Here is a 24,055-nt window from a genome sequence, read left to right as displayed (position 1 = left end):
TCGATGGCTGCTTGTCGAGGCGGCCGGTGTATGTCGCCCAAAAGTGCGCAGCGGTTTTGGGACAACGACATCAACAGAACAAGGACACAAAGCGCGCCGCATGACTCCGCTCAAGCGCGACGCGCTTTGGGCAGGACCTAGGCCAGGCTTCCTTGCAGCACCGTCAGCTTGGCCTTCTTCGGCATGCGGGCAGTCAGCCATTCCAGCGCCTTGTCCTGCGGCATCGGGAAGGCGATCGAATAGCCCTGGACCTGGTCGCAGCCGATAGCCATCAGCGAATCGAGTTCGGCCTCGGTTTCAGCACCTTCGGCAACGATCGAGATGCCGAGGCCACGCGCCAGCTCGGTGATGGCGCGCACGATCTTCGAGTTGTCGCCATTCTCATGGATGTTCTGGACGAAGCGGCGGTCGATCTTCAGCCGGTCGATCTCGTTCGGGTTGACATGGCTGAGCGAGGCATAGCCGGTGCCGAAATCATCGAGTTCAAGATGGACGCCGGCTGCCCTGATGTGGCGCAGCTTGGCGGCGATGCCGGTCTTCTCGTCGTCGAGAATGACGGATTCGACGATTTCCAGCGACAGTTTCTGTGGCGGCAATCCGGCCTTTTCCAACGTCGAGAACAGGAACGCGTCGAAATCATGCTCGCGCAGTTCGGTGCCGGAGACATTGACGGCAAGCCGCCCGAAGGCAATGCCGGCGCGGTTCCATTCGGCGGCTTCGTTGATCGCCTTGGTGATGACGATGCGGCCGATCTCGGGCATGAAGCCGCATTTCTCGGCGACCGGAATGAATTCGCCAGGCGGGATCATGCCGCGCTCGGCATGGTTCCAGCGCACCAGCGCCTCGATGCCGCTGATCGTGCCGTTGGTCAGCGAAACCTGCGGCTGGAAATAGACCTGGAACGCCCGGTCCGCGATGGCGACCTTGATGTCGTGCTCGAGCTGCTTGCGATAGTCGAGTTCGCGGCGCAATTCCTCGGAGAAGAAGGAGAAGTTGCCGCCTCCCAGCTTCTTGGCGGAGTAGAGCGCCAGATCGGCGTGGACCAGAAGATCCTGCGCATTGTCGGCGTCGATCGGGTAAACGGCGATGCCGGCGCTGGCGCCCGGAAGGATGGTCGTGCCCTGAAAGATGATGGGCTCGTTGATGTGGGCCAGGATGCGCCGCGCCAGCATGTTGATGTCTTCGGTGCCGCCCGCACCGCCCAGGATCATGACGAACTCATCGCCGCCCAGGCGCACGCACAGGTCCGATGCCCGGCAGGAATCGCGCATGCGCTGCGCGGTGACGACCAGCACATAGTCGCCGGCGGCGTGGCCGAGCGTATCGTTGATCTGCTTGAACCGGTCGAGGTCGAGCTGGACGACGGCAAGGCGCTCGCGACGGCGTTGCGTGCCCTTGATCAGCGTATCGAAATGATCAGTGAGGAACGTGCGGTTGTGCAGGCCGGTGAGGCCGTCATGCACCGCGATGAAGGCCATCGAATTGCGCGCGTCGATCAGCTCATGCGTCTTGCGCAGGATGGCGTTCGACATCGGCCTGAAGATGAAGAGCGCCACCAGCACGATGACGCCGAGGGTGGCGTAGAACAGCGTGCGGTGAAGCGCGAGCAGCTTCTCGGAGCGCTCGTCGGCATCGGCGCTGATACGCTGACCAAGGGCTGCGTAGCCCGACAAGGTCGCGTTGGCGACAGAGGCATCGAGATTGACGCGCTCGCCGCTGCCCTTGTAGCCGTCACTGGCGCCCGTCAGCTGGGATTCAAAGGATGAAATCAGCCGCTTGCCATTGGCGACAAGGCCTACCGAGAAATAATCAAGATGGAACGGCTTGGCGAACAGCACGCTCTCGGTCGATTTCGGGTCCAAACGGGCCGGCGACATCGGGTCGGCGTTGGTCTGCTCGAGCAGCAGATCGTAGTTCGTTTCGAACTCCGCCGTCGCCTGCTTGAGCGCGCTGACGAGCGCCGGCTGCTTGTCGCGCGTACCAGAACTCGTTGCACCGGCAAGGAAGACGATGCGCTGCGACAGCGTCTTTTGCGTGCTGACGATGTCGAGCAAGGTGTTGTTGTGCTGTTGTGTGGCCATCATCTGCTGCAGCAGGATGAAGGAGGCTATCACCATGGCGGCAATGATCAGCAGGGCCAGCCAGTAGCCAGCCTTGATCAGCAATGTGAGCTTGCCTGAAATGGTTTGCACCGGCTGCTGCGACATGTTGGGGGGCGGCCCTCTCGCCAACGGATTCTTGTTGCGAGGACCATTGGCTTGCAAACGTTAACAGGTGTGGAAATCGACAGCCGGACGGCGATGGGGAAACGCTTAAAGATCGCGAAATGGTTATCGGCTGGTTTAGCGCTGTGTCGGCATTTGAGCGGTCGTCGGTCAGCCTTGTTGACGTGACGTCGCTTCCGCGGCCGCATGACGATGTATATCGGGACCGGCTGCCCACCGATCCGGTCGTTTTTGCGATGGATTTTTCGCTCGGGCCGGACGACAGTCGGCCCACATCAAACGAGGCCCGATCATGACCGCAGCATTTCTCTCTCACATCGACAGCGAACTCGCGGGGCTTAAATCGGCCGGCCTCTACAAATCCGAGCGGGTGATCACTTCGACGCAGTCTGCCGAGATCGAGGTCGGCGGGCAGAAGGTGCTTAATTTCTGCGCCAACAACTATCTCGGCCTCGCCGACAGCGCCGACCTGCGCGCGGCGGCCAGCCAGGCGCTCGACCGCTATGGCTATGGCATGGCCTCGGTGCGCTTCATCTGCGGCACGCAGGAGGAGCACAAGCAACTCGAGGCGACGATTTCATCCTTCCTCGGCCTGGAGGACACCATCCTCTACGGCTCCTGCTTCGACGCCAATGGCGGCCTGTTCGAGACGCTGCTCGGCGAGGATGATGCGATCATTTCCGATGCGCTCAACCACGCCTCGATCATCGACGGCGTGCGGCTGTCGAAGGCAAAACGCTTCCGCTACGCCAACAACGACATGACCGACCTCGAGGCGCGGTTGAAGGAGGCGAAGGACTGCCGCTTCCGGCTGATCGCCACCGACGGCGTGTTTTCCATGGATGGCATCATCGCCAATCTCAGGGGTGTCTGCGACCTCGCCGACAAGTACGATGCCATGGTGATGGTCGACGACAGCCATGCGGTAGGCTTCGTCGGCCAGAACGGCCGTGGTTCGGCCGAGCATTGCGGCGTCGAAGGCAGGGTCGACATCATCACCGGCACGCTCGGCAAGGCGCTCGGCGGCGCATCCGGCGGCTACACATCGGGCAAAAAGCAGGTGGTCGACTGGCTGCGCCAGCGCTCGCGGCCCTATCTCTTTTCCAACACGCTGATGCCGGCGATCGCCGGCGCCTCGATCAAGGTCTTCGACCTGGTTCGCAATGGCGACGCCTTGCGCGAGGGCCTATATGCCAACGCGGCGCGGTTCAGGTCACAAATGGGCAAGCTCGGCTTCACGCTGGCCGGGGCCGATCATCCGATCATTCCGGTGATGCTGGGCGACGCGACGCTGGCGCAGGAGATGGCGGCACGCATGCTGAAGCGCGGCATCTATGTCATCGGTTTTTCCTTCCCGGTGGTGCCGAAGGGCCAGGCGCGCATCCGCACGCAGATGTCTGCGGCGCATTCCAGTGCCGACATCGATCGGGCGGTGGAGGCGTTTGCCGCTGTTGGGCGCGAACTCGGGGTGATTTCCTGAAAGGCCGAAATCGCAAAGCGATTCCGGAACAAGAGATTCAAGGGACAAAAGCATGTCGAACATGATGAAGGCGCTGGTGAAAGCCAAGGCCGAGCCGGGCATCTGGATGGAAGAGGTGCCGGTGCCGGAGATCGGCCCCAACGATGTGCTGATCAAGGTGAAGAAGACCGCGATCTGCGGCACCGACGTCCACATCTACAATTGGGATCAGTGGGCGCAGAAGACGGTGCCGGTGCCGATGGTGACTGGCCATGAATTCGTCGGCACGGTTGCCGATTTCGGCGCCGCGGTCACCGAATACAAGGTCGGCCAGCGCGTGTCGGGCGAAGGCCACATTGTCTGCGGCCATTGCCGCAACTGCCGCGCGGGCAGGGGGCATCTGTGCCGCAATACGCTCGGTGTCGGCGTCAACCGCCCCGGCGCCTTCGGCGAGTATCTGGCGATCCCGCAGCACAATGTCGTGCCGATCCCCGACGACGTGCCGGACGAGATCGCCGCGATCTTCGATCCCCTCGGCAATGCGGTCCACACCGCTCTGTCCTTCGACCTGGTCGGCGAGGACGTGCTGGTCACCGGCGCCGGGCCGATCGGCATCATGGGCGCGCTGGTGGCGCAATGCGTCGGCGCGCGAAAGGTGGTCATCACCGACATCAACCCGGTGCGGCTAGCGCTGGCCAAAAAGCTTGGCGTCCAGCATGTCGTCGATGCCTCGAAGGAAAAGCTGCGCGACGTCATGCCGATGCTCGGCATGACCGAGGGATTTGACGTCGGCCTCGAAATGTCGGGCGCCGCACCTGCCTTCCGCGACATGATCGACACCATGAACAATGGCGGCAAGATCGCCATTCTCGGTATCGCGCCGACCGGCTTCGAGATCGACTGGAACAAGGTCATCTTCAAGATGCTGCATCTCAAGGGCATTTACGGGCGCGAAATGTTCGAGACCTGGTACAAGATGATCGCGCTGGTGCAAGGCCCGCTCGATGTTTCCGGGCTGATCACGCATCGTATCGGCATCGACGATTTCCAGACCGGCTTCGATGCGATGCGCAGCGGCAGCTCCGGCAAGGTGGTGATGGACTGGTAGGCTGCCAGCCCATTGCTTTGTGTGGGGCGCACGATGGCGGACAACGAGCACGGACGTATCATTGCATCGCAGGCAAAGATCGCATTGCAGCCCTCGGGATTTCGGCGGAAGGGTCAGTCGCGAGTCTGGATCGCCGATCGAGGCTTCTGGCTAAGTGTAGTCGAGTTCCAGCCCAGCTCCTGGTCCAAGGGCACTTACCTGAACGTAGCAGTCCATTGGCTTTGGGGTTCGCTCCCGGAAACAGCTACCTTCGATCGCGCTAAGCGCATTGGAGAGTTCGTTCAGTTCCAGAGCCCGGCACAGTTTCTGCTCGCGGTCGATCAAATGGCCAAGAAGGCAGTCGAAATCGATCAAATTCATCGATCGATGTTTCCTTCTGCGAAGGCGACTGCGACGATCCTTGTGAATGAATTGCAGCCGGGTGCGTACGGCGAATGGGCAGCTTTCCACGCCGGGGTGGCGGCCGGCTTGGCTGGTGACTTTGAAACGGCAAGGCGGCTATTTGAAAGCGTTCGAAGACACGCGGCTTCTCAGGCGCAGGTGCTCCTAGCCTACATCGATGATCCGGTAGCATTTCGAAGCCACGTCAGAGGTATGATTGAAGCCGAACGCGCCTATTACGGTTTAGGAGCGCTGTCTGCCGCCGCAGCTATCTGATTTCTGCGATGGTCGAATCTATAGGAGGATTTCGACCCAAGGTGAGTTTTGCCTCCAGCGCCGCCACACCGCTGACAATCGCCGCCCGTTCCCCCGCACTGAGCCTCGCCAGCAAGTCCCGCTCGAAGGCCTTCGCCAGCGGCACCATTTCGCGATAGGCCGCAAGGCCGGCCCTGGTCAGCGTCAGATGCTCGACGCGGCGGTCGTTTTCATCGGGAGTTCGGGTGAGCCAGCGCCGCCGTTCGAGTTCGGCGACGGCGCGCGACACCTTGGTCTTGTGCATGGCCGATTGCTCGCCGAGTGCTGTCGCCGTCATCGTGCCGTGCTGTCCCAATCCGGAGAGCGTGCGCCATTCAGGCCGGGTCAGGCCATGGCTGTCCTTGTATATCCCCGCGAATTCCCGGCTGACGGCGTCGGCTAGGCGATAGAGCCGGTAGGGAAGGAAGTTTTCCAGGTCGAGGATTTCCGGTTCCATGTTGCGTATCCCGTCGGAAGCATTGGCATTGATAGTTACATTTTCGATGGTTACAAATGAAACCAGTTTGGTCAATTCGGGGAGGAAGCGATGGCCTTTTCCTACATGCCGGGCTTCGGCAACGACTTCGAAACCGAGACGCTGCCCGGTTCGCTGCCGCAGGGGCGGAACTCGCCGCAGCGGCCGGCTTACGGCCTCTATGCCGAGCAACTTTCCGGTTCGCCCTTCACTGCCCCGCGCGGCACCAATGAGCGCTCCTGGCTCTATCGGATCCGGCCGAGCGTGAAGCACACCGGCCGTTTCCAGCCGGCGAATTATCCGCTGTGGAAGACCGCACCCAATGTCGGCGATCATGAGTTGGCGCTTGGCCAGTATCGCTGGAACCCGGTGCCTATGCCGAAGGAGCCGACCGATTTCATCGCCGGCATGCGCAGCATCACCACGGCCGGTGACGTGCTGGGACAGACCGGCATGGCGGCACACGTCTATGTCGCCAACCACTCGATGGTCGACGATCATTTCTTCAACGCCGATGGCGAGCTGCTCATCGTGCCGCAGGTTGGCGCCTTGCGCTTCGTAACCGAGATGGGCGTCATCGAACTTAGGCCCGGTGAGATCGCCGTGCTGCCGCGCGGGCTCGTCTTCAAGGTCGAGTTGGTCGATGCCGAAGTGCGCGGCTATGTCTGCGAGAACTACGGCGCCAAGCTGACGCTGCCCGACCGTGGCCCGATCGGCGCCAATTGCCTGGCCAACCCGCGCGATTTCAAGACGCCTTGCGCCTGGTTCGAGGAGAAGGAAACGCCGTGCCGGCTGATCGTGAAATGGTGCGGTAACTTCCATGTCACCGAGATCGGCCATTCGCCGCTGGATGTCGTTGCCTGGCACGGCAACTACGCGCCCTACAAATATGATCTGGCGACGTTTTCGCCGGTCGGCGCATTGCTGTTCGACCATCCCGACCCGTCGATCTTCACTGTGCTCACGGCCCCGAGCGGCGAGGAAGGCACCGCCAACATCGACTTCGTCATCTTCCCGCCGCGCTGGCTGGTGGCCGAAGATACCTTCCGGCCGCCCTGGTATCACCGCAACATCATGAGCGAGTTCATGGGCCTGATTCACGGCCAGTACGACGCCAAGGAGGAGGGTTTTGTGCCCGGCGGCATCAGCCTGCACAATTTGATGCTGGCCCATGGGCCGGATGCGCCTGGCTTCGAAAAGGCCTCGCGCGCGGACCTGAAACCGGTCAAGCTCGACAACACCATGGCCTTCATGTTCGAGACCCGTTTTCCACAGATGCTGACCCGCTACGGCGCCGAATTGGAAACCCGGCAGGACAATTACATCGACTGCTGGGCCGATCTGAAGAAGCGCTTCAACGGCACGCCCGAGGGCGACTGGTCTTGAGCAGCGAGCCCATGCCGGACCGGCTGGTGCTTTTGGGCTCGAAGGGCGGCCCGGCGCTGCGGCCGGGGGGCCCATGGCCGAGTTCGTCGCTGCTGCAGATTGGCGGCCGGACCATTGTCGTCGACTGCGGGCTTGGCGTCACGCGCGCTCTCGTCGATGCCGGCATCGGCCTGAAGGCGCTCGACCTGATCTTCATCACGCATCTGCATTCCGACCATGTGCTGGAACTCGGGCCGCTGATCCACACCGCCTGGACGGCCGGTCTGGCCTCGCCGGTCGGTGTGTTCGGCCCGCCCGGCACCGGCCACTACTGGCGGCGCTTTTGTCAGGCGATGGAATTCGACATCGAAATCCGCATCGTCGATGAGGGCCGGCCGGATATTCGCGAACTGGTTTCGATCAGCGAATTCGCCGAAGGCTTGGTTGTCGAGCAATACGGCCCCAAGGTTTCGGCCCTGCGCGTCGACCATCCGCCGGTGACCGATTGCTTTGCCCTGCGCTTCGAGCATGGCGGGAAAAGCGTGGTGTTTTCTGCCGATACAGCCTTCTTTCCACCACTCGCCGATTTCGCCCGGGGCGCCGACATCCTCGTCCATGAAGCCATGCTGGAGGAAGGCATCGAACGGCTGGTGGCGAAGACCGGCAACGGTGCGCGGCTGCGAGACCATCTGCTTGCCAGCCACAGTTTTGCCGGGGAGGCCGGGCGCATCGCCAGCGATGCCGGCGTGAAGCGGCTGGTGCTCAACCACCTCATTCCCGCCGACGATCCCGCAATCGACGAGGCCGACTGGATCGCCGCTGTCAGGAAAACATGGGCCGGCGACTTGACGATCGCCCGCGACGGCCTTGTTGTGGGGTTAAGCAGCGAGAAAGCTGCACAAGGAGAGGAAACCGCATGAAGCTTGCCACACTGAAGGATGGGACGCGTGACGGAAAACTCGTCGTCGTGTCGCGCGACCTGACACGCTTCACCGACGCCTCGTTCCTGGTGCGCACGCTGCAGGCAGCGCTCGATGATTGGCGGCGCATCGCCCCGCACCTCGCGACAATAGCGGAATCGCTGGAGAACAATGCGGTGCCGTCGGAACGCTTCCACGAGCATGATGCCCATTCGCCGCTGCCGCGCGCCTATCAATGGGCGGATGGCTCGGCCTATGTGAATCATGTCGAACTGGTGCGGAAAGCGCGCGGCGTCGAGATGCCGGCCAGCTTCTGGACCGACCCGCTGATCTACCAGGGCGGCTCGGATTCCTTCATCGCGCCACGCGATCCGATCCGCATGGCTGACGAAGCCTTCGGCATCGACATGGAGGCTGAAGTCGCCGTTGTCGTCGACGATGTGCCGATGGGTGTCGGCCTCGATGAGGCGCGCGCCGCGATCCGGCTGGTGATGCTGGTCAACGACGTGACGCTGCGTGCGCTGACCGGACCGGAGCTGGCCAAGGGTTTTGGCTTCTTCCAATCGAAGCCGTCCTCGGCGTTTTCGCCTGTGGCGGTGACGCCGGACGAACTGGGCGACGCCTGGGATGGCGGCAAGGTGAACCTGCCGCTGCTCGCCGATCTCAACGGCAAGCCGTTCGGGCGGGCCAATGCGGGTGTCGACATGACTTTCGATTTTCCGGTGCTGATCGCCCATGCCGCCAGGACAAGGCCGCTGGCCGCCGGCACGATCATCGGCTCCGGCACCGTGTCCAACAAGCTCGACGGCGGGCCGGGCAAGCCTGTGTCGGACGGCGGCGCCGGCTACTCCTGCATCGCCGAACTGCGCATGATCGAGACCATTGTATCAGGCGCACCCAAAACGCCTTTCCTGCGCTTCGGCGACACGGTACGCATCGAGATGAAGCACAGGACCGGACATTCGATCTTCGGCGCCATCGAGCAGAAGGTCGAGAAATACGAGAGGTGAGGGAATGACGGGGGAGGCATCCTATCTGCTGGCGGGTGTCTGGGCGCTTGCCATACTAGCGGTCTTCATCCAGGCGATCCGGCTGAGCTACCGCATCGAGGCGCGCTCGCCCGACCTGACCAACCGCAGCGGCTTTCCGCGCAAGGCGATGATGTTCCACACCATCACCAACATGAGAGTGGCTCAGGACGAGGAAACGCAGGGCATGCGGCGGCGCATGAACCGGCTGCTGCTGGTCGTCGTCGCCGGATTTGCGGTTATGTGGGCGGGTCTGTATCTGGTTCGATCCGCAGGATGAGGTGATGACCCTGCTTGACCATCTCCGCCGCATGGCCGGTAACAATCTCTGGTCGAATGATCGGCTGTACCGTGCTGTTCTGCAGCTCAAGCCCGGCGAATTCGCGGCCGAACGCACCAGTTTCTTCCCGTCGATCGAGGCGACACTCAACCACATCCTTGCGGTCGATCTTCTCTATCTCGATTTTCTCGAAGAGGGCGGCGTCGGTGCCGCCGCCCATGACGATTTCGTGCCGATCGACCAGCCGCAGGCGTTGTTTGCCGCCCAGGTCGCCGCGGACCGTCGCCTGATCGCTTTTTGCGACCGGCTCTCGGCAGCCGATCTCGATCGTCAGGTCATCACTGACCGGCGCAAGGACGGAATGATCCCTGAGCGCATCGGCGACATCCTCGCGCATGTCTTCCTGCACGACATCCACCATCGCGGTCAGGTGCACGCGATGCTCTCCGGCACGTCGGTCGCGCCGCCGCAACTCGATGAATTCCTGCTCGACTACGATGTGAAGCTGAGGAAAGAAGAGGTCGAGCGGCTGGGCCTCAAGATCTGATTTGGTGCATGACCCGAAACCAGGGTCATGCACAGTCCGCTCGACCTGAAGCCTACTCCGCCGCCTGCACCTTGATCACGCCACGCTTGATCTGGTCCTGCTCGATCGATTCGAACAGGGCGCGGAAATTGCCCTCGCCAAAGCCTTCGTCGCCCTTGCGCTGGATGAACTCGAAGAAGATCGGCCCGATCACGGTTTTCGAAAAGATCTGCAGCAGGATCTTGGTCATGCCGCCATCGACCACACCTTCGCCGTCGATCAGGATGCCGTGCTTCTTCATCCGTTCAATCGGCTCGTCATGGCCATTCACGCGGTCATAGGACATGTCGTAATAGGTTTCCGGCGGGCCGGGCATGAACTTCAGGCCGTTTTCGGCCAGCCTGTCGGTGGCGGCGTAGATCTCGTCGGTGCCGACCGCGATGTGCTGAATGCCTTCGCCATTGTACTTCTTCAGATACTCGGCGATCTGGCTGGTGTCGTCCTTGGACTCGTTCAGCGGAATGCGGATCTTGCCGCAGGGCGAGGTGATGGCGCGGCTGACCAGCCCGGTGATCTTGCCGTCAATGTCGAAGAAATGGATCTGCTTGAAGCCGAACAGATTGCGGTAGAAATCCCACCATTTGTCCATCTGGCCGCGATAGACATTGTGGGTGAGGTGGTCGAGGAAATAGAAGCCGACGCCTTGCGGCCGCGGGTCGCGCGCACCGAGCCACTCGAACTCGGCATCATAGGCCGAGCCCTCCTTGCCATAGGTGTCGATGAAATAGAGCAGCGAGCCGCCGATGCCGAGGATAGCCGGCACGTCGAGCGCCTTGTCGGTGCCTTCGTAAGGGGTGGCGCCCTTGGCAACGGCGTGGTCGAAGGCATGCTTGGCATCGACCACCCGCCAGGCCATCGAGGCAGCACAAGGCCCGTGCTTGTCCGCGAATTTCATCGCATGCGAGCCGGGCTCGGCATTGACGACATAGTTGATGTCGCCCTGGCGCCAGACAGTGATGTTCTTGGTGCGGTGCCTGGCCACCGCCACATAGCCCATGCGGGTGAACAGTTCGGCGAGCTTTTCCGGCTCCGGATGCGCGAACTCGACGAATTCGAAACCGTCGGTGCCGGCGGGGTTGTGCTTGCTGATCTTGGCGGGCGGGGCGTCGTGCGGGAAGGGACCCATGATATTCCTCCGGATCTGGCTCGGCCTGAAAGGGCTCGTCAGTCGCCATCATAGCGCGGAGCCGGCGCATGGTGCTTGCATTCAAACGCTTGAAATGATCATTTCATGCGTAAAGCGTGCACCATAAGGGGTAAATCCATGGATGAGACGCGTATTGACCAGTTTGACCGCAAGATAATGGCGCTGTTGCAGGGCGATGCGCGGCTCACCAACAACGATTTGTCGGAGCGGGTGAACCTGTCGGCGTCACAGTGCTCGCGCCGCCGCCAGCGGCTTGAGGAGGATGGCTATATCAAGGGCTACCGCGCTGTGCTCGACCGCGACAAACTCGGCTTCTCGCTGGTCAACGTCATCTCGGTGACACTTGCCACCCACAACCGTGACAATGCTAGGCGCTTCGGCGAACTGGTTGCGCGGCTGCCGGAAGTGCAGGAAGCGCACGCGCTGACCGGCGAGATGGATTACATCTTGAAGGTGGTGACGCCCGATTTGAAATCGCTGTCGGAATTCGTCAACGGCGTGCTCCTGCCGCACGAATCCGTTCAGCATGTGAAGACGGCGATCGTGCTTGAGACGCTGAAGGAAACCGGCGCCCTGCCGATTTGAACTTGGGGCCGATTTAACCCTTCGACTGCTGGATCAGCCCGTAGAGGTTGGTGCAGCGCGCGCCGGAACGGCAATAGGCGAAGACCGGGCCGTCGAGTTCGTCGAGCGCCTCGGCCTGATCCGCGACATTCTCGGCCGTGATCTGGCCGCTGATGACGGGGATGTAGCGGAAGGCGAGGCCCGCGGCTTCAACCGCCGCCTTGACGGTATCGGCAGAAGGCTGGCCGGGCTGCTCATCATCCGGCCGGTTGCAGATGATGCTCTTGAAGCCGGCCTCCTTGATGGCGGTGACGTCTTCGGGCTGGATCTGGCCCGAGACCGAATAGTCCTCACTGATCTCGCGGTATTCCATGGCAGCATCCTCGCAATCTGGTCTGTCGCAGAGTCTTGCCACTCCCTGACGGAGCCGGCAATCCGCCAAACAGAATTCGTTTTGCGCAGATAGCGATTTCTGGCGAAGAATCCAACTCAAGCCCAAGACCTGGAGCGGATCGGTGCGAACTGAAAAAGGCGGAGACAGTCTCCGCCTTTCCGAGGAGGCTTTGGTCAGCTGCCGAGGATGGCGCCTTTGATCTGGCTGATGTTGTTGTGCATCATGTCGATATAGGTCGAGGCTGGGCCATCGGGTTGCGACAGCGCGTCCGAATAGAGCGTGCCGCCCACCTTGATACCGGTCTCGCTGGCGATCTGCTCGATCAGGCGCGGGTTGGTGATGTTCTCGACGAAGATCGCCGCGGCCTTGTCCTGCTTCACCTGGGTGACCAGCTTGGCGACATCGGCGGCGGACGGTTCGGAGTCCGTCGAGATGCCTTGCGGGGCGAGGAAGGTCAGGCCGTATGCGTGCTCGAAATAGCCGAAGGCGTCATGCGAGGTGATGACGACGCGCTTCGCTGCAGGGATCGAGGCGATCGCCGCTTTCACTTCGCCTTCGACCGCATCGAGCTTCTTGGTGTAGGCGGCGGCATTGGTTTGGTAGCTGACGCAGCCGTCGGCATCGGCCGTGCAGAATGCATCGGCGATGTTCTTCACGTAGATCTTGGCATTGGTGATCGACTGGAAGGCGTGCGGATCGGTGACCGTCTTGCCGCCGCCGGTGCCGGCACCCTCAGCTGCGTCTGCGTCGGCGAATTCAGGTTTGAAGTCGATCGGCGTCACGCCTTTGGTCAAGGTGACGATCGAGGCCTTGGTGGCGCTGGCATCGACCAGCCGCTGCAGAAAGCCTTCGAAATGCAGGCCGTTGACCAGCACGATGTCGGCCTTGGCCATTGCCACTGCGTCGGCCGGGCTCGGCTCGTAGACATGGGCGTCTCCGTCCGGTCCAACAATGGTGGTTACATCGATGCGGTCGCCGCCGACATTTTTTGCAAAATCGGCAATGACGGTGAAGCTGGCGACCACTTTGAGCGGTGCCGCGAAGGCCGACGATGCGCCTAAGGCAGTTAATGTTATAACGCTCATCGCCAGGGTGGCGCGGATCGTTTTCAGCATGGACGGGTCTCCTTTTAGGGGCGGGTTGGGGATCAGGCCGTTCTGTGACGGTGATGGATGATGCGGGCACGCAGAACGCCGCGCGTGCCAAACAGGATCGAGGCGAAATAGACGACGCCGGCGGACAGGATGATGGCCGGGCCGGACGGCAACGATGCGTGATAGGACAGAAGAAGCCCGGCGATGCAGGAAGCAAAGCCGATCAGCACGGCCAGCACACACATCGGCTCGACGCGCACGGTCCAGAAACGGGCTGCGGCGGCGGGCAGCATCATCAGGCCGACCGATAGAAGCGTGCCGAGCGCCTGGAAACCGCCGACGAGGTTGAGCACGACGAGGCCGAGAAAGATGAAATGCACCGGACTGCCGAGCCGGCTGACCGAGCGCAGGAACAACGGATCGAGGCATTCGGCGACCAGTGCCCGCCAGAAGATGGCGAGGCTGACCAAGGTCACCGCGACAATGCCGCCGATCAGCGTCAGCGCTTCGTTGTTGAGCGCCAGCACCGTGCCGAACAGCACATGCATGAGATCGACGCTGGAGCCGCGGATCGACACCATCAAGACGCCGATGGCGAGCGAAATCAGATAGAAGGCCGCCATCGAGGCGTCTTCGCGCTGGATGGTGAATCGCGAGACGGCGCCGGCGCCCAGTGCCACGATGATGCCGGCGATCAGCCCGCCGATGGTCATCGGCAAAATCTCCAGCCCATAGAACAGGAAACCGGCGGCGGCACCCGGCAGGATGGCATGCGCCATGGCGTCGCCGGACAGGCTCATGCGCCGCAGCATCAGGAAGACGCCAACCGGGCAGGCGCCGAGCGACAGCATCAGCGAACCGATCAGCGCCCGCTGCATGAAGCCGAAATCGGTGAAGGGCGCGATGAAAAGACCGTAAAGCGTGTCCATCAGGCAGCCCTCGGTCCGACGCCATGGTCATGATCATGCCCGTGAGCATGGCCACGATGGTCGTGATCGTGGTCATGAGCATGCCCGTCTGGCTCGCACCAGGGCGCATTCTCTTCCCAGGCTTCGTGGAAGCGGCGGGCGCGCAGCAGGTTCTCCGGCTTCAGCGTTTCCCTGGTTTCACCCCAGGCAATCGGCTGGCGGGCAAGCAGCAGCGTTTCGGGGAAATTCTGGCGCACCAGATCCAGATCGTGGACAACCACCATGATGGTGCGCTCCTCGCCATGCCAGCGCTTGATCAATGCGATCAGGTCGCCGACTGTCTTGGCGTCGACGGCGTTGAAGGGCTCGTCGAGCAGGATGAGGTCGGCGTCCTGCAGCAAGACACGCGCAAACAGCGTGCGCTGCAACTGGCCGCCTGACAGCGTGTCGATCGGGCGCTTCTCGAAGCCGCCGAGGCCAACGGCCATCAGCGCCTGGCTGACGGAATCGCGATCTTCCCTGGTATGGCGGCCGAGCAGGCCGCGCCGTGGCCACAGGCCAAGCGAGACCAGGTCAACCACCCGCGCCGGGAAGGAGCGATCAAGCTCCGATTGCTGCGGCAGATAGGCGGCACGCACGCCGGGCGCGCGGATGACCTCGCCGGCCATCGGCTTCAGGACGCCGACAATGCCTTTCATCAGCGTCGATTTGCCAGAGCCGTTGGCGCCGACCACGGCGGTCAGCGAGCCTTTCCGAATCGTGCCGTCAAGATGATGGATCGCCGGGTGGCTGCCGTAGCCAAGCGTCAGGTCGCGGAAGGTCAGGCAGGTATTTGTCATTCTGCGATCCGTGGGGCAGCGAAATCCGGCTGCTGGCAGCGGCCGATTGGATATGTGATGTTATTACATTAGTCAACAAGCCAATCGGGCGGAATTGCGGCTGCCGGGTCAACTTGCCGTGTGTGGATATCATACATGGTTGGCCCAAGGGGATTCGACCGGGCGACCTTGCCCGAAGCCGGCGGCAACTCTAAAGAGGCGCAACCGACACAGGAAGGAACCATCCAATGAGCATTCGTCGCATCGATGTTGGCCCGCGCATGAGCCAGATCGTCATTCACGGAAATACCGTCTATCTGGCCGGTCAGGTCGGCGAGCCGGGCGGGAATGTCGCTGCGCAGACCAGGGACATCCTGGCGGCTATCGACGAACTGCTGGCCAAGGCCGGTTCGGACAAGACCAAGATCCTGCAGGCGATCATCTGGCTGGCCGACATGAGCACCTTTGCCGAGATGAACGCGGAATGGGACAAGTGGGTGCCGCAAGGCAACACGCCCGCCCGCGCCACCGGCGAAGCAAAACTCGCCGGACCGGAACATCTGGTCGAGATTATTATTACGGCGGCGGTTTAGCTGCGGCCTTCAACCTCCCCCTTGTGGGAAGGTTGGACCGCAGGTCCGGGTGGGGGCAGCGCCGTCCCTCACCCCGTCAAGCCAGCCTTGCTTCGCAATGCCGGCACGCCGATCCTCCCCACAAGGGGAGGGTAAAAAGCTACCCCTGCGACGGCCTGAATCGCGCTACCAGCGTATGGCTCTCCGCCGCGTAGGTGAAGCGGACGTGGGTGACCGGATGTTCGGCACTCCATGTCCGTCGCTCGACCACCAGACAAGGCGCGCCGGCCGCAATGTCGAGTGCCGCGGCGATGTGCCTGTCGGCGGCGACCGCGCGAATACGGTGTTCGGCTTCGCTCCACGGCACGCGGCCGATCAGCCACGGGCTGGGCGCGATGGCCAGGAATTCCTCGTCGGCGGCTTCAGGTACGGCGGTCAGGTTGATCAGCCGCTGCTCATGCGCGAACGGCCGCTGGCCGGCGAAATGCCGGCATTCCAGCGCCAGCACCGGCCCGGCGGTACCGAGTTCCAGCAAAGCCCGGTCCTCGGCGTCGCTGCGTCTTTTGTGCCGCTCCACGCGCTCGTAGCGATAAAGCAGGCCGAGTGCTTCGACCTCGACCCTTATATCGTGGATCTCCAGCACCGCCGCTTGCGACTGCGGCCGGCGGACAAAGCTGCCTGAGCGGCGGCGGCGCTCGATCAGCCCCGCCTTGGCCAACTGCGACAACGCCTTGTTCACCGTCATGCGCGAACAATTGTATTGCGCGCTCAACTCGTGCTCGAACGGGATGCGATGGCCGGGCGCCCAAGCGCCGGACAGGATCTTTTCGCTGATGTCGGACAGGATGCGCTGGTGCAGCGAGACGCCGCCTTCCACATCCGCTGTCTCGATCATGCTCATGCCGAAAGCGCCGTCATCACGCTACGAAACCGCGCGGCGATGGCCTCGCGCCTTGCATGCCGGCCGCCGCTGACCTGTTTGTTGCCATGCACCCAGACGCAGTCGACCTTGCTGCCATTGGCGAAGATCCAGGCGTCGAGGATAGCGTCGCCGGTCTTGCCGGCCAGCGAGGGATTGCTGGCGTCGAGCGAGACGAGATCTGCCGATGCGCCGGCGGCAATCGTGGAGGCGCCTGCACCAAGGGCGACGCCGCCGCCGTCGAGCGCGGCATCGAACAGCGCGCGCCCGGTCGAGCCGCCGGCCACCGCCAGCACATTGCGGGCGCGGTGGGCGAGGCGCTGCGAATATTCGAGCTGGCGCAACTCGTCGGGCAGGCCGATCAGCACGTTGGAATCGGAGCCGACCCCGAAGCGGCCGCCATGTTCCCTGAACATCGGCGCCGCAAAAGTGCCGTCACCGAGATTGGCCTCGGTGATCGGACAAAGGCCGGCGATCGCCCCACTCTTCGCCATCCCGACCGTTTCCGCATCGGTCATGTGCGTGGCGTGGATCAGACACCAGCGTTGGTCTACTTTCGCGTTGGCCAACAGGAATTCGACCGGCCGCGCGCCCGACCAGGCAACGCAGTCATCGACTTCCTTCACCTGCTCGGCGACGTGGATATGGATTGGCCCATCCGGCGCCATGGCGGCCACCTCGGTCAATTCCTCAGGTGTCGCAGCGCGCAAACTGTGCGGAGCAACGCCGACGACAGCCTGATTCAACGCACGAACCGATGCGCGGCATTTCTCAACAAGCCTGGAGAACCGGTTCACATCGTTGATGAAACGCCGTTGGCCTTCGTTTGGCGCAGCGCCTCCGAAAGAGGAGTGCGCATAAAACACCGGCAGCAGCGTAAGGCCGATACCGGTTTCGCCGGCCGCGGCCGCGATGCGCTCGGCCATCTCGGCAAGGTTGGCATAGGGTTTTCCGTCGCGGTCATGATGCAGATAATGAAATTCGCCGACGCGTGAAAAACCGGCCTCCAGCATTTCGACATAGAGCTGCGCGGCAACCGCCTCGACCTGGTCGGGCGTCATCGACAGGGCGAAGCGGTACATCACCTCGCGCCAGCTCCAGAAACTGTCGGCGGAAGGGCCGCGAAGCTCGGCCAATCCGGCCATGCCGCGCTGGAAGGCATGGCTGTGCAGATTGGGCATGCCGGGCAGCAGGATCGCGTGGCGTTCGTCGCCGGCCACGGCGGTGGCTCCCGGCTCGACAGTTGTTATGCGTCCATTGGCCAAGGTGATCCGCACATTGCTGTGCCAGCCATTGGGAAGGAGCGCCTGTTCCGCGAAGATATCAGTCACTTTTCTCTCCGGTTCCCTGTCCCATATGCGATGATGGCACTTGCAGTGCGTTTCAATATGTATATACATAATCGTCACCGATTGAAACGGAAAAGATGATGGCTGCAGAGAGCAAAAGCCGGTCAGGGGGTCTTCGTCTGTGGCGCAATGCGCGCCTGGCGACCATGGCCGAGGGTGCCGCCGGACTTGGTGTCGTCGAACACGGCGCGGTCGCCGCGCGTGACGGCCGCATTGTCTATGCCGGCCCTGAATCGGGAATGCCCGCAGCGCTTGCCCAAGGCGCCGATACGATCGACTGCGAGGGCCGCTGGATCACGCCGGGCCTGATCGACTGCCACACCCATCTGGTCCATGCCGGCAACCGCGCCAACGAATTCGAGATGCGATTGGCCGGCGCCACCTACGAAGAGGTCGCCAGGGCCGGCGGTGGCATTGTCTCCTCGGTCAAATCCTTGCGCGCCGCCAGCGAAGACGAACTGATCGCGCAATCGCTGCCGCGCCTCGATGCGCTGATCGCCGAGGGCGCCACCACCGTAGAAGTAAAGTCGGGCTATGGGCTCGATCTCGAAAACGAAAAGAAGTCGCTGCGTGCTGCCCGCCAGCTGGGTGAACAGCGGCCAGTGACGATCCGCACGACCTTCCTCGGCGCCCATGCGTTGCCGCCGGAAGCCAAGGGCGACAAGGACGCCTTCATCGATCTGGTCGCAAAGGAAATTCTTCCGGCGGTTGCCGCCGAGAAGCTGGCCGATGCCGTCGACGGGTTTTGCGAGGGCATCGCCTTTTCGCCGGAGCAGATGGCGCGCGTCTTCGACGCTGCCATGGCAGCAGGCTTGCCGGTCAAGCTTCATGCCGACCAGTTGTCCAATTTGCATGGCGCCGAACTTGCCGCGCGCTATGGTGCGCTGTCGGCGGATCATCTCGAATACACCGATGAGGCGGGCGCCGTGGCGATGGCGAAGGCCGGAACCGTGGCGACAATCCTGCCCGGCGCCTACTATTTTATTCGCGAAACGAAGAAGCCACCGATTGGCCTGTTCCGCCAGCACGGCGTCAGGATGGCCGTCGCAACCGACAACAATCCCGGCACCTCGCCGCTGACCTCGCTGCTTCTGACCATGAACATGGCGGCGACCTTGTTCGGCCTGACTGTCGACGAATGCCTTGCCGGCGTTACCCGCGAGGCCGCCCGTGCGCTCGGCCTGTTGGCAGAAACCGGCACGCTCGAAGCCGGCAAATCCGCCGATCTGGCGATCTGGAACATCGAACGCCCCGCCGAACTCGTCTACCGCATGGGGTTCAACCCGCTGCATGCCCGCATCTGGAGAGGACAATGACCGAACTGACCCTGAAGCCCGGCAATGCGATGCTGGCCGACTGGCGCGCCATCTACCGTGGCGCCGTGCCGAAGCTTGACGATGCCTGCCGGCCAAAGATCAAGGCGAGCGCCGAGGCCGTTGCAAGGATCGTCGCCAAGGGCGAGCCGGTCTATGGCATCAACACCGGCTTCGGCAAACTGGCGAGCGTCCGCATCCCCGCCGGCGACCTCGAGACCTTGCAGCGCAACATCGTGCTGTCGCATGCCGCCGGCGTCGGCGAGCCGATGCCGGTCGCTGTTTGCAGGCTGATGATGGCGCTGAAGCTGGCCAGCCTGGCGCAGGGCGCATCCGGCGTGCGCCCGCAGACCATCGAGTTGCTGGAGGCAATGCTCGCCAACGACGTCATCCCGGTGGTGCCGGCGCAAGGCTCCGTCGGCGCCTCCGGCGACCTTGCGCCGCTGTCGCACATGACGGCGGTGATGATCGGCGTCGGCGAATGCTTCACCCCGCATGGCCGCTTCCCGGCCAAGGTCGCCTTCGTTTCTCACGGGCTGGAGCCGGTGATATTGGGCGCCAAGGAAGGCCTGGCGCTGCTCAACGGCACGCAGTTTTCCACCGCCTATGCGCTGGCTGCCTTGTTCGAGGCCGAAGTGCTCTACCAGTCGGCGCTGGTCGCCGGCGCCTTGTCGACCGACGCTGCAAAAGGCTCCGACGCCCCCTTCGATCCGCGCATCCATGCGCTGAGAAAGCATCGCGGCCAGATCGAGACGGCGGACGCGCTGCGCAGCCTCATGGCAGGCAGCGCCATCCGTGAATCGCATCGTGTCGGCGACGAACGCGTTCAGGATCCTTATTGCTTGCGCTGCCAGCCGCAGGTCATGGGCGCAGCACTCACCGTTCTGCGTCAGGCAGCGGACACGCTTGGCACCGAGGCCAATGGCGTCACCGACAATCCGCTGATCTTCGCCGAGGATGATACCGCACTTTCCGGCGGCAATTTCCACGCCGAGCCGGTGGCCTTCGCCGCCGACATGATCGCGCTCGCTGTCTGCGAGATCGGCTCGCTGTCGGAGCGCCGTATCGCCATGCTGGTCGATCCCGCGCTGTCGGGTATGCCGGCCTTCCTGACGCCGAAGCCCGGCCTGAACTCCGGTTTCATGATCCCGCAGGTGACGGCGGCGGCCCTCGTTTCCGAGAACAAGCAGAAAGCCTATCCGGCCAGCGTCGATTCCATACCGACCTCGGCCAACCAGGAAGACCATGTTTCGATGGCAGCGCATGGCGCGCGCCGGCTGATCGGCATGGTCGAGAACGCAACCGCGGTCATCGGCATCGAATTGCTGGCCGCCACCCAAGGCTGCGATTTCCATGCACCGCTCGCTTCGAGCGCGGCACTTGAAGCCGTGCGCAAATTGGTCAGGGCGGAAGTGCCGCATCTCGACAATGACCGGCATTTCCATCCTGACATGGAAAAAGCCATCGCCATGGTGCGCAGTGGTGCGACCATCAAGGCAGCTGGTGCGGTAACACTGCCGTCGATCTCGGGAGCCTGAACATGACCGACTGGCTTACAGTGACGGAAGGCACGGCACCTCTGGTGGTGTCGATTCCGCATACCGGTATCGATCTCGCCGGCATCGACAACCGGCTGGTCTCGCCCTGGCTTGGCCGTCGCGACTGCGACTGGTGGATCGACCAGCTCTACGATTTCGCCGCCGGCCTGGGCGCGACTGTTGTGCATACGTCGATCTCGCGCACGGTCATCGATGTCAACCGCGATCCCTCCGGCGCCTCGCTCTATCCGGGGCAGACGACGACGACGCTTTGCCCGACTGAGACTTTCGACGGTGATCCGCTTTACCTGCTCGGCGAGGAACCGACGCCGGCGGAAATCAGCCAGCGCTATCAGTCATATTTCCTGCCCTACCATGAAATGTTGGGGTTTCAGGCCACCAGGCTGCGCGGCCTGCATCAGAAGGTCGTCATCTATGACTGCCACTCGATCCGTTCGGTTCTGCCGCGCCTGTTCGAGGGCACGCTGCCTGTGTTCAATCTCGGCACCAATGACGGCCAGACCGCCGATCCGGCGCTGCAGAACCTGGTCGGCCAGATCATGGCTGAAACCGGCGACAGCTACGTCATCAACGGCCGTTTCAAGGGTGGCTGGATCACGCGCTACTTCGGCAACCCGCAAGGCGGCTTCCATGCGCTCCAGATGGAACTTGCCGATCGCGGCTATCTGCATGAGCCCGAGGGCAAGGGGGAGCCGGACAATTGGCCGGTGCCCTATGATGCCGCGTACGCGGCACCCATGGCCGCGAAGCTGAAGAAGATTCTCGAGGCCGCGATCACCTGGGCGCAGAGCTGACATTCGATCCTTTATCTGGAGTGACGACATGAACAATCCTCGCCACAACATCCGCGAAGTCCGTAGCCCACGCGGCACGGAAATCAGCGCCCGCTCCTGGCTGACGGAAGCGCCACTGCGCATGCTGATGAACAATCTCGATCCGGACGTCGCCGAAAACCCCAACGAACTGGTCGTCTATGGCGGCATCGGCCGGGCGGCGCGAACCTGGAACGACTTTGACCGCATCGTCGCCTCGTTGAGGACGCTGGCCGATGACGAGACCTTGCTGGTTCAGTCGGGCAAGCCGGTTGGCGTGTTCCGCACCCATCCGGACGCGCCGCGCGTGCTGATCGCCAACTCCAACCTGGTGCCGCACTGGGCGACATGGGAAAAGTTCAACGAGCTCGATAAGAAGGGCCTGATGATGTACGGCCAGATGACGGCCGGTTCGTGGATCTACATCGGCACGCAAGGCATCGTGCAGGGCACCTACGAGACCTTCGTCGAGGCCGGGCGCCAGCACTATGGCGGCAATCTCAGGGGTAAATGGATCCTGACCGGCGGTCTCGGCGGCATGGGCGGTGCCCAGCCGCTGGCCGCTGTCATGGCCGGCGCCTGCTGCCTGGCGATCGAATGCAACCCGGATTCGATCGATTTCCGCCTGCGCACCCGCTATGTCGACGAGAAGGCCGAGACACTCGACGAGGCGATGGCGATGATAGAGCGCTGGACCAAGGCAGGCGAGGCGAAGTCGGTAGGCCTACTCGGCAACACGGCCGAGATCGTTCCGGAAATGTTCAGGCGCGGCATTCGCCCCGATATGGTCACCGACCAGACCTCGGCCCACGACCCCATCAACGGCTATCTGCCCAAGGGCTGGACGATGGCTGAGTGGCGTGAGAAGCGCGTCGGCGACCCGAAGGCAGTTGAAAAAGCCGCCCGCGCTTCGATGCGCGAACATGTCGAGGCGATGGTGGCGTTCTGGAACGCCGGCGTGCCGACGCTCGACTATGGCAACAACATCCGCCAGGTGGCCAAGGAGGAGGGGTTCGAGAACGCTTTTGCCTTCCCCGGCTTCGTACCGGCCTATATCCGACCGCTGTTTTGCCGCGGCATCGGCCCGTTCCGCTGGGCAGCCCTGTCGGGCGATCCCGAGGACATCTACAAGACCGACGCCAAGGTGCGTGAACTGACGCCCGGCAACACCCATCTGCACAACTGGCTCGACATGGCGCGCGAGCGTATCGCCTTCCAGGGCCTGCCGGCGCGTATCTGCTGGGTTGGCCTCGGCGATCGGCACAGGCTCGGCCTCGCCTTCAACGAGATGGTGGCCAAGGGCGAACTCAAGGCGCCCGTCGTGATCGGCCGCGATCACCTCGATTCCGGCTCGGTCGCCTCGCCGAACCGCGAGACGGAATCCATGAAAGACGGCTCTGACGCGGTGTCCGACTGGCCGCTGCTCAACGCGCTGCTCAACACCGCATCGGGCGCCACCTGGGTGTCGCTGCACCATGGCGGCGGTGTCGGCATGGGCTTCTCGCAGCACGCCGGCATGGTCATCGTCGCCGACGGCACGCGCGAAGCGGCCAGGCGCCTGGAACGCGTGTTGTGGAACGATCCGGCGACCGGTGTCATGCGCCACGCCGATGCCGGCTACGACATCGCCATCGAGTGCGCCAAGGAGCACCAGCTCAACCTGCCCGGCATTCTCGGCTGATTGGCTGAACCGATGCGCATCCTGCGGGCAGCCGAGTACCGGTCGATGCCGTGGAAGAACGGTGGCGGGGTGACGACGGAAATCGTCGTCGAGCCTGCCGGAGCCGGGCTCGACGAGTTCGACTGGCGCGTCTCGATGGCGCGCGTCGAAGGCAGCGGTCCGTTCTCGCAATTTGCCGGGATTGATCGCACGCTTGCCGTGCTCGAAGGCGAGGGCATTGTGCTCGATATTGCCGGCCGCCCGCCGATATCGGTCACCAGGGCGACGGACCCGCTTTCCTTTCCTGCTGACGTATCGACTGCGGCCGCGCTGATTGGCGGGCCGATCACCGATCTCAATGTCATGACCCGCCGCGGCCGGATGACGCATTCGGTCGAGCGCCTGGTGGCCTCGACCCCCGTGGAAATCAGGACGGAGACCAGGACGACCCTCGTCCTGTGCTTGAACGGCGAAGTCATCGTGCCCGGCGCCGATCCGGTCCGCCTCGGGCCACTCGACGCACTGCTGCCCGGCCCGGACATCGCCAGCCTGCTTGTCCAGCCCGTCCATGACACGACGCTGTTCGTCATCCGGATCGAAGGCATCTCCGGCAACGATTAACGCTTGTTTCCAAACATGATCGCGATGCCGGCGAAATATAGCGTAAGCTGCTGGCGGCACCACGAAAAAGCCTGAATCCTCTCCGTCGATCGGACCTGACGGGAAGAGGGGCGCTCGTCTTTGAATTTTGCTGAGAGATGACGCCCTGTCGTGGTGCGGAAACAAACTTTCGGCAAGTGGGATAATGCAACCAATTGCATTTGA

The 24,055-nt window shown here is 62.9% G+C and carries 24 protein-coding genes; 15 read left to right on the top strand and 9 right to left on the bottom strand.

Going from position 1 to position 24,055, the window contains the following annotated elements; genetic code table 11:
• Positions 1–137: 137 nt before the first annotated feature.
• Positions 138–2,207 (bottom strand): putative bifunctional diguanylate cyclase/phosphodiesterase, encoded by a 2,070-nt coding sequence (locus tag AC1D10_RS22800; RefSeq protein ID WP_477275800.1) that lies wholly within the window; start codon positions 2,205–2,207, stop codon positions 138–140.
• Between the two features lie 310 nt (positions 2,208–2,517).
• On the opposite strand from AC1D10_RS22800, the gene AC1D10_RS22795 reads away from it, so the two are divergent.
• From AC1D10_RS22795 to AC1D10_RS22785, 3 genes are read left to right on the top strand one after another with little or no spacing between them, the layout of a single operon-like run.
• Positions 2,518–3,705, top strand: coding sequence for a glycine C-acetyltransferase (locus AC1D10_RS22795; protein ID WP_477275798.1), 1,188 nt, complete (start codon positions 2,518–2,520; stop codon positions 3,703–3,705).
• 52 nt (positions 3,706–3,757) lie between these two features.
• On the top strand, positions 3,758–4,792 hold the full coding sequence (gene tdh, locus AC1D10_RS22790) for an L-threonine 3-dehydrogenase (protein WP_111545843.1): 1,035 nt from the start codon (positions 3,758–3,760) through the stop codon (positions 4,790–4,792).
• Between the two features lie 33 nt (positions 4,793–4,825).
• Entirely contained in the window at positions 4,826–5,449 is a 624-nt protein-coding gene (locus AC1D10_RS22785) for a DUF4304 domain-containing protein (protein WP_477275797.1), read from the top strand.
• On the opposite strand, the gene AC1D10_RS22780 is transcribed toward AC1D10_RS22785, so the two are convergent.
• Positions 5,442–5,924 carry a MarR family winged helix-turn-helix transcriptional regulator gene (locus AC1D10_RS22780; RefSeq protein WP_477275795.1) on the bottom strand — a complete coding sequence of 161 codons (483 nt, stop codon included), beginning with the start codon at positions 5,922–5,924 and terminating at the stop codon, positions 5,442–5,444. The two genes, AC1D10_RS22785 and AC1D10_RS22780, sit on opposite strands and share 8 nt — an antisense overlap.
• A gap of 90 nt (positions 5,925–6,014) precedes the next feature.
• Between AC1D10_RS22780 and hmgA the strand changes: the two genes are divergently transcribed.
• From hmgA to AC1D10_RS22755, 5 genes are read left to right on the top strand one after another with little or no spacing between them, the layout of a single operon-like run.
• Complete coding sequence (gene hmgA, locus AC1D10_RS22775; protein WP_477275793.1) at positions 6,015–7,328, top strand: homogentisate 1,2-dioxygenase; 1,314 nt, start codon at positions 6,015–6,017, stop codon at positions 7,326–7,328.
• An 11-nt stretch (positions 7,329–7,339) separates the two neighbouring features.
• Positions 7,340–8,227, top strand: coding sequence for an MBL fold metallo-hydrolase (locus AC1D10_RS22770; protein WP_477275849.1), 888 nt, complete (start codon positions 7,340–7,342; stop codon positions 8,225–8,227).
• The gene (locus AC1D10_RS22765) at positions 8,224–9,237 is read left to right on the top strand and encodes a fumarylacetoacetate hydrolase family protein (protein ID WP_477275791.1); all 1,014 of its coding nucleotides are present in this window, start codon (positions 8,224–8,226) and stop codon (positions 9,235–9,237) included. The genes AC1D10_RS22770 and AC1D10_RS22765 overlap by 4 nt, the downstream gene beginning before the upstream one ends.
• A 4-nt stretch (positions 9,238–9,241) precedes the next feature.
• On the top strand, positions 9,242–9,535 hold the full coding sequence (locus AC1D10_RS22760) for a hypothetical protein (protein ID WP_477275789.1): 294 nt from the start codon (positions 9,242–9,244) through the stop codon (positions 9,533–9,535).
• Positions 9,536–9,539: 4 nt separating this feature from the next.
• On the top strand, positions 9,540–10,082 hold the full coding sequence (locus AC1D10_RS22755) for a DinB family protein (protein ID WP_477275787.1): 543 nt from the start codon (positions 9,540–9,542) through the stop codon (positions 10,080–10,082).
• 52 nt (positions 10,083–10,134) lie between these two features.
• On the opposite strand, the gene hppD is transcribed toward AC1D10_RS22755, so the two are convergent.
• Positions 10,135–11,247, bottom strand: coding sequence for a 4-hydroxyphenylpyruvate dioxygenase (gene hppD / locus AC1D10_RS22750; protein ID WP_477275785.1), 1,113 nt, complete (start codon positions 11,245–11,247; stop codon positions 10,135–10,137).
• A 138-nt stretch (positions 11,248–11,385) separates the two neighbouring features.
• On the opposite strand from hppD, the gene AC1D10_RS22745 reads away from it, so the two are divergent.
• The gene (locus AC1D10_RS22745) at positions 11,386–11,853 is read left to right on the top strand and encodes an Lrp/AsnC family transcriptional regulator (RefSeq protein ID WP_032933331.1); all 468 of its coding nucleotides are present in this window, start codon (positions 11,386–11,388) and stop codon (positions 11,851–11,853) included.
• A 13-nt stretch (positions 11,854–11,866) separates the two neighbouring features.
• Here the strand turns inward: AC1D10_RS22745 and AC1D10_RS22740 are convergent, their stop codons facing one another.
• From AC1D10_RS22740 to aztA, 4 genes are all read right to left on the bottom strand, one after another.
• Positions 11,867–12,205 carry a protein tyrosine phosphatase family protein gene (locus tag AC1D10_RS22740; RefSeq protein ID WP_477275782.1) on the bottom strand — a complete coding sequence of 113 codons (339 nt, stop codon included), beginning with the start codon at positions 12,203–12,205 and terminating at the stop codon, positions 11,867–11,869.
• A gap of 194 nt (positions 12,206–12,399) precedes the next feature.
• Entirely contained in the window at positions 12,400–13,341 is a 942-nt protein-coding gene (aztC, locus tag AC1D10_RS22735) for a zinc ABC transporter substrate-binding protein AztC (RefSeq protein ID WP_477275780.1), read from the bottom strand.
• A 32-nt stretch (positions 13,342–13,373) separates the two neighbouring features.
• On the bottom strand, positions 13,374–14,249 hold the full coding sequence (aztB, locus tag AC1D10_RS22730; RefSeq protein ID WP_477275778.1) for a zinc ABC transporter permease AztB: 876 nt from the start codon (positions 14,247–14,249) through the stop codon (positions 13,374–13,376).
• On the bottom strand, positions 14,249–15,067 hold the full coding sequence (gene aztA, locus AC1D10_RS22725) for a zinc ABC transporter ATP-binding protein AztA (protein ID WP_477275776.1): 819 nt from the start codon (positions 15,065–15,067) through the stop codon (positions 14,249–14,251). Before aztA ends, aztB begins: the two co-directional genes overlap by 1 nt.
• 227 nt (positions 15,068–15,294) lie before the next feature.
• Here aztA and AC1D10_RS22720 point away from each other — a divergent pair, with 227 nt between their 5' ends.
• Positions 15,295–15,639, top strand: coding sequence for a RidA family protein (locus tag AC1D10_RS22720; protein ID WP_477275774.1), 345 nt, complete (start codon positions 15,295–15,297; stop codon positions 15,637–15,639).
• Positions 15,640–15,778: 139 nt separating this feature from the next.
• Here the strand turns inward: AC1D10_RS22720 and hutC are convergent, their stop codons facing one another.
• Positions 15,779–16,519, bottom strand: a complete 741-nt coding sequence (gene hutC, locus AC1D10_RS22715) for a histidine utilization repressor (RefSeq protein ID WP_477275772.1) — start codon at positions 16,517–16,519, stop codon at positions 15,779–15,781.
• Entirely contained in the window at positions 16,516–17,868 is a 1,353-nt protein-coding gene (locus tag AC1D10_RS22710) for a formimidoylglutamate deiminase (RefSeq protein ID WP_477275770.1), read from the bottom strand. Before AC1D10_RS22710 ends, hutC begins: the two co-directional genes overlap by 4 nt.
• Positions 17,869–17,966: 98 nt before the next feature.
• Here AC1D10_RS22710 and hutI point away from each other — a divergent pair, with 98 nt between their 5' ends.
• Genes hutI through AC1D10_RS22685 form a run of 5 tightly spaced genes read left to right on the top strand, consistent with a single transcriptional unit; the run spans position 17,967 to position 23,851 of the window.
• Positions 17,967–19,202 (top strand): imidazolonepropionase, encoded by a 1,236-nt coding sequence (gene hutI / locus AC1D10_RS22705; protein ID WP_477275768.1) that lies wholly within the window; start codon positions 17,967–17,969, stop codon positions 19,200–19,202.
• On the top strand, positions 19,199–20,737 hold the full coding sequence (gene hutH, locus AC1D10_RS22700; protein ID WP_477275766.1) for a histidine ammonia-lyase: 1,539 nt from the start codon (positions 19,199–19,201) through the stop codon (positions 20,735–20,737). Before hutI ends, hutH begins: the two co-directional genes overlap by 4 nt.
• Before the next feature lie 2 nt (positions 20,738–20,739).
• Positions 20,740–21,552, top strand: a complete 813-nt coding sequence (hutG, locus tag AC1D10_RS22695) for an N-formylglutamate deformylase (RefSeq protein ID WP_477275764.1) — start codon at positions 20,740–20,742, stop codon at positions 21,550–21,552.
• Between the two features lie 28 nt (positions 21,553–21,580).
• Positions 21,581–23,251 carry a urocanate hydratase gene (gene hutU, locus AC1D10_RS22690; protein WP_477275762.1) on the top strand — a complete coding sequence of 557 codons (1,671 nt, stop codon included), beginning with the start codon at positions 21,581–21,583 and terminating at the stop codon, positions 23,249–23,251.
• Between the two features lie 12 nt (positions 23,252–23,263).
• On the top strand, positions 23,264–23,851 hold the full coding sequence (locus AC1D10_RS22685; RefSeq protein WP_477275847.1) for a HutD/Ves family protein: 588 nt from the start codon (positions 23,264–23,266) through the stop codon (positions 23,849–23,851).
• Positions 23,852–24,055 lie beyond the last annotated feature (204 nt).

The organism is Mesorhizobium sp. P2_A8 (assembly GCF_056404935.1).
Note: the sequence above shows the minus strand (reverse complement) of the source record. Positions and strands in the feature narration are given on the sequence as shown.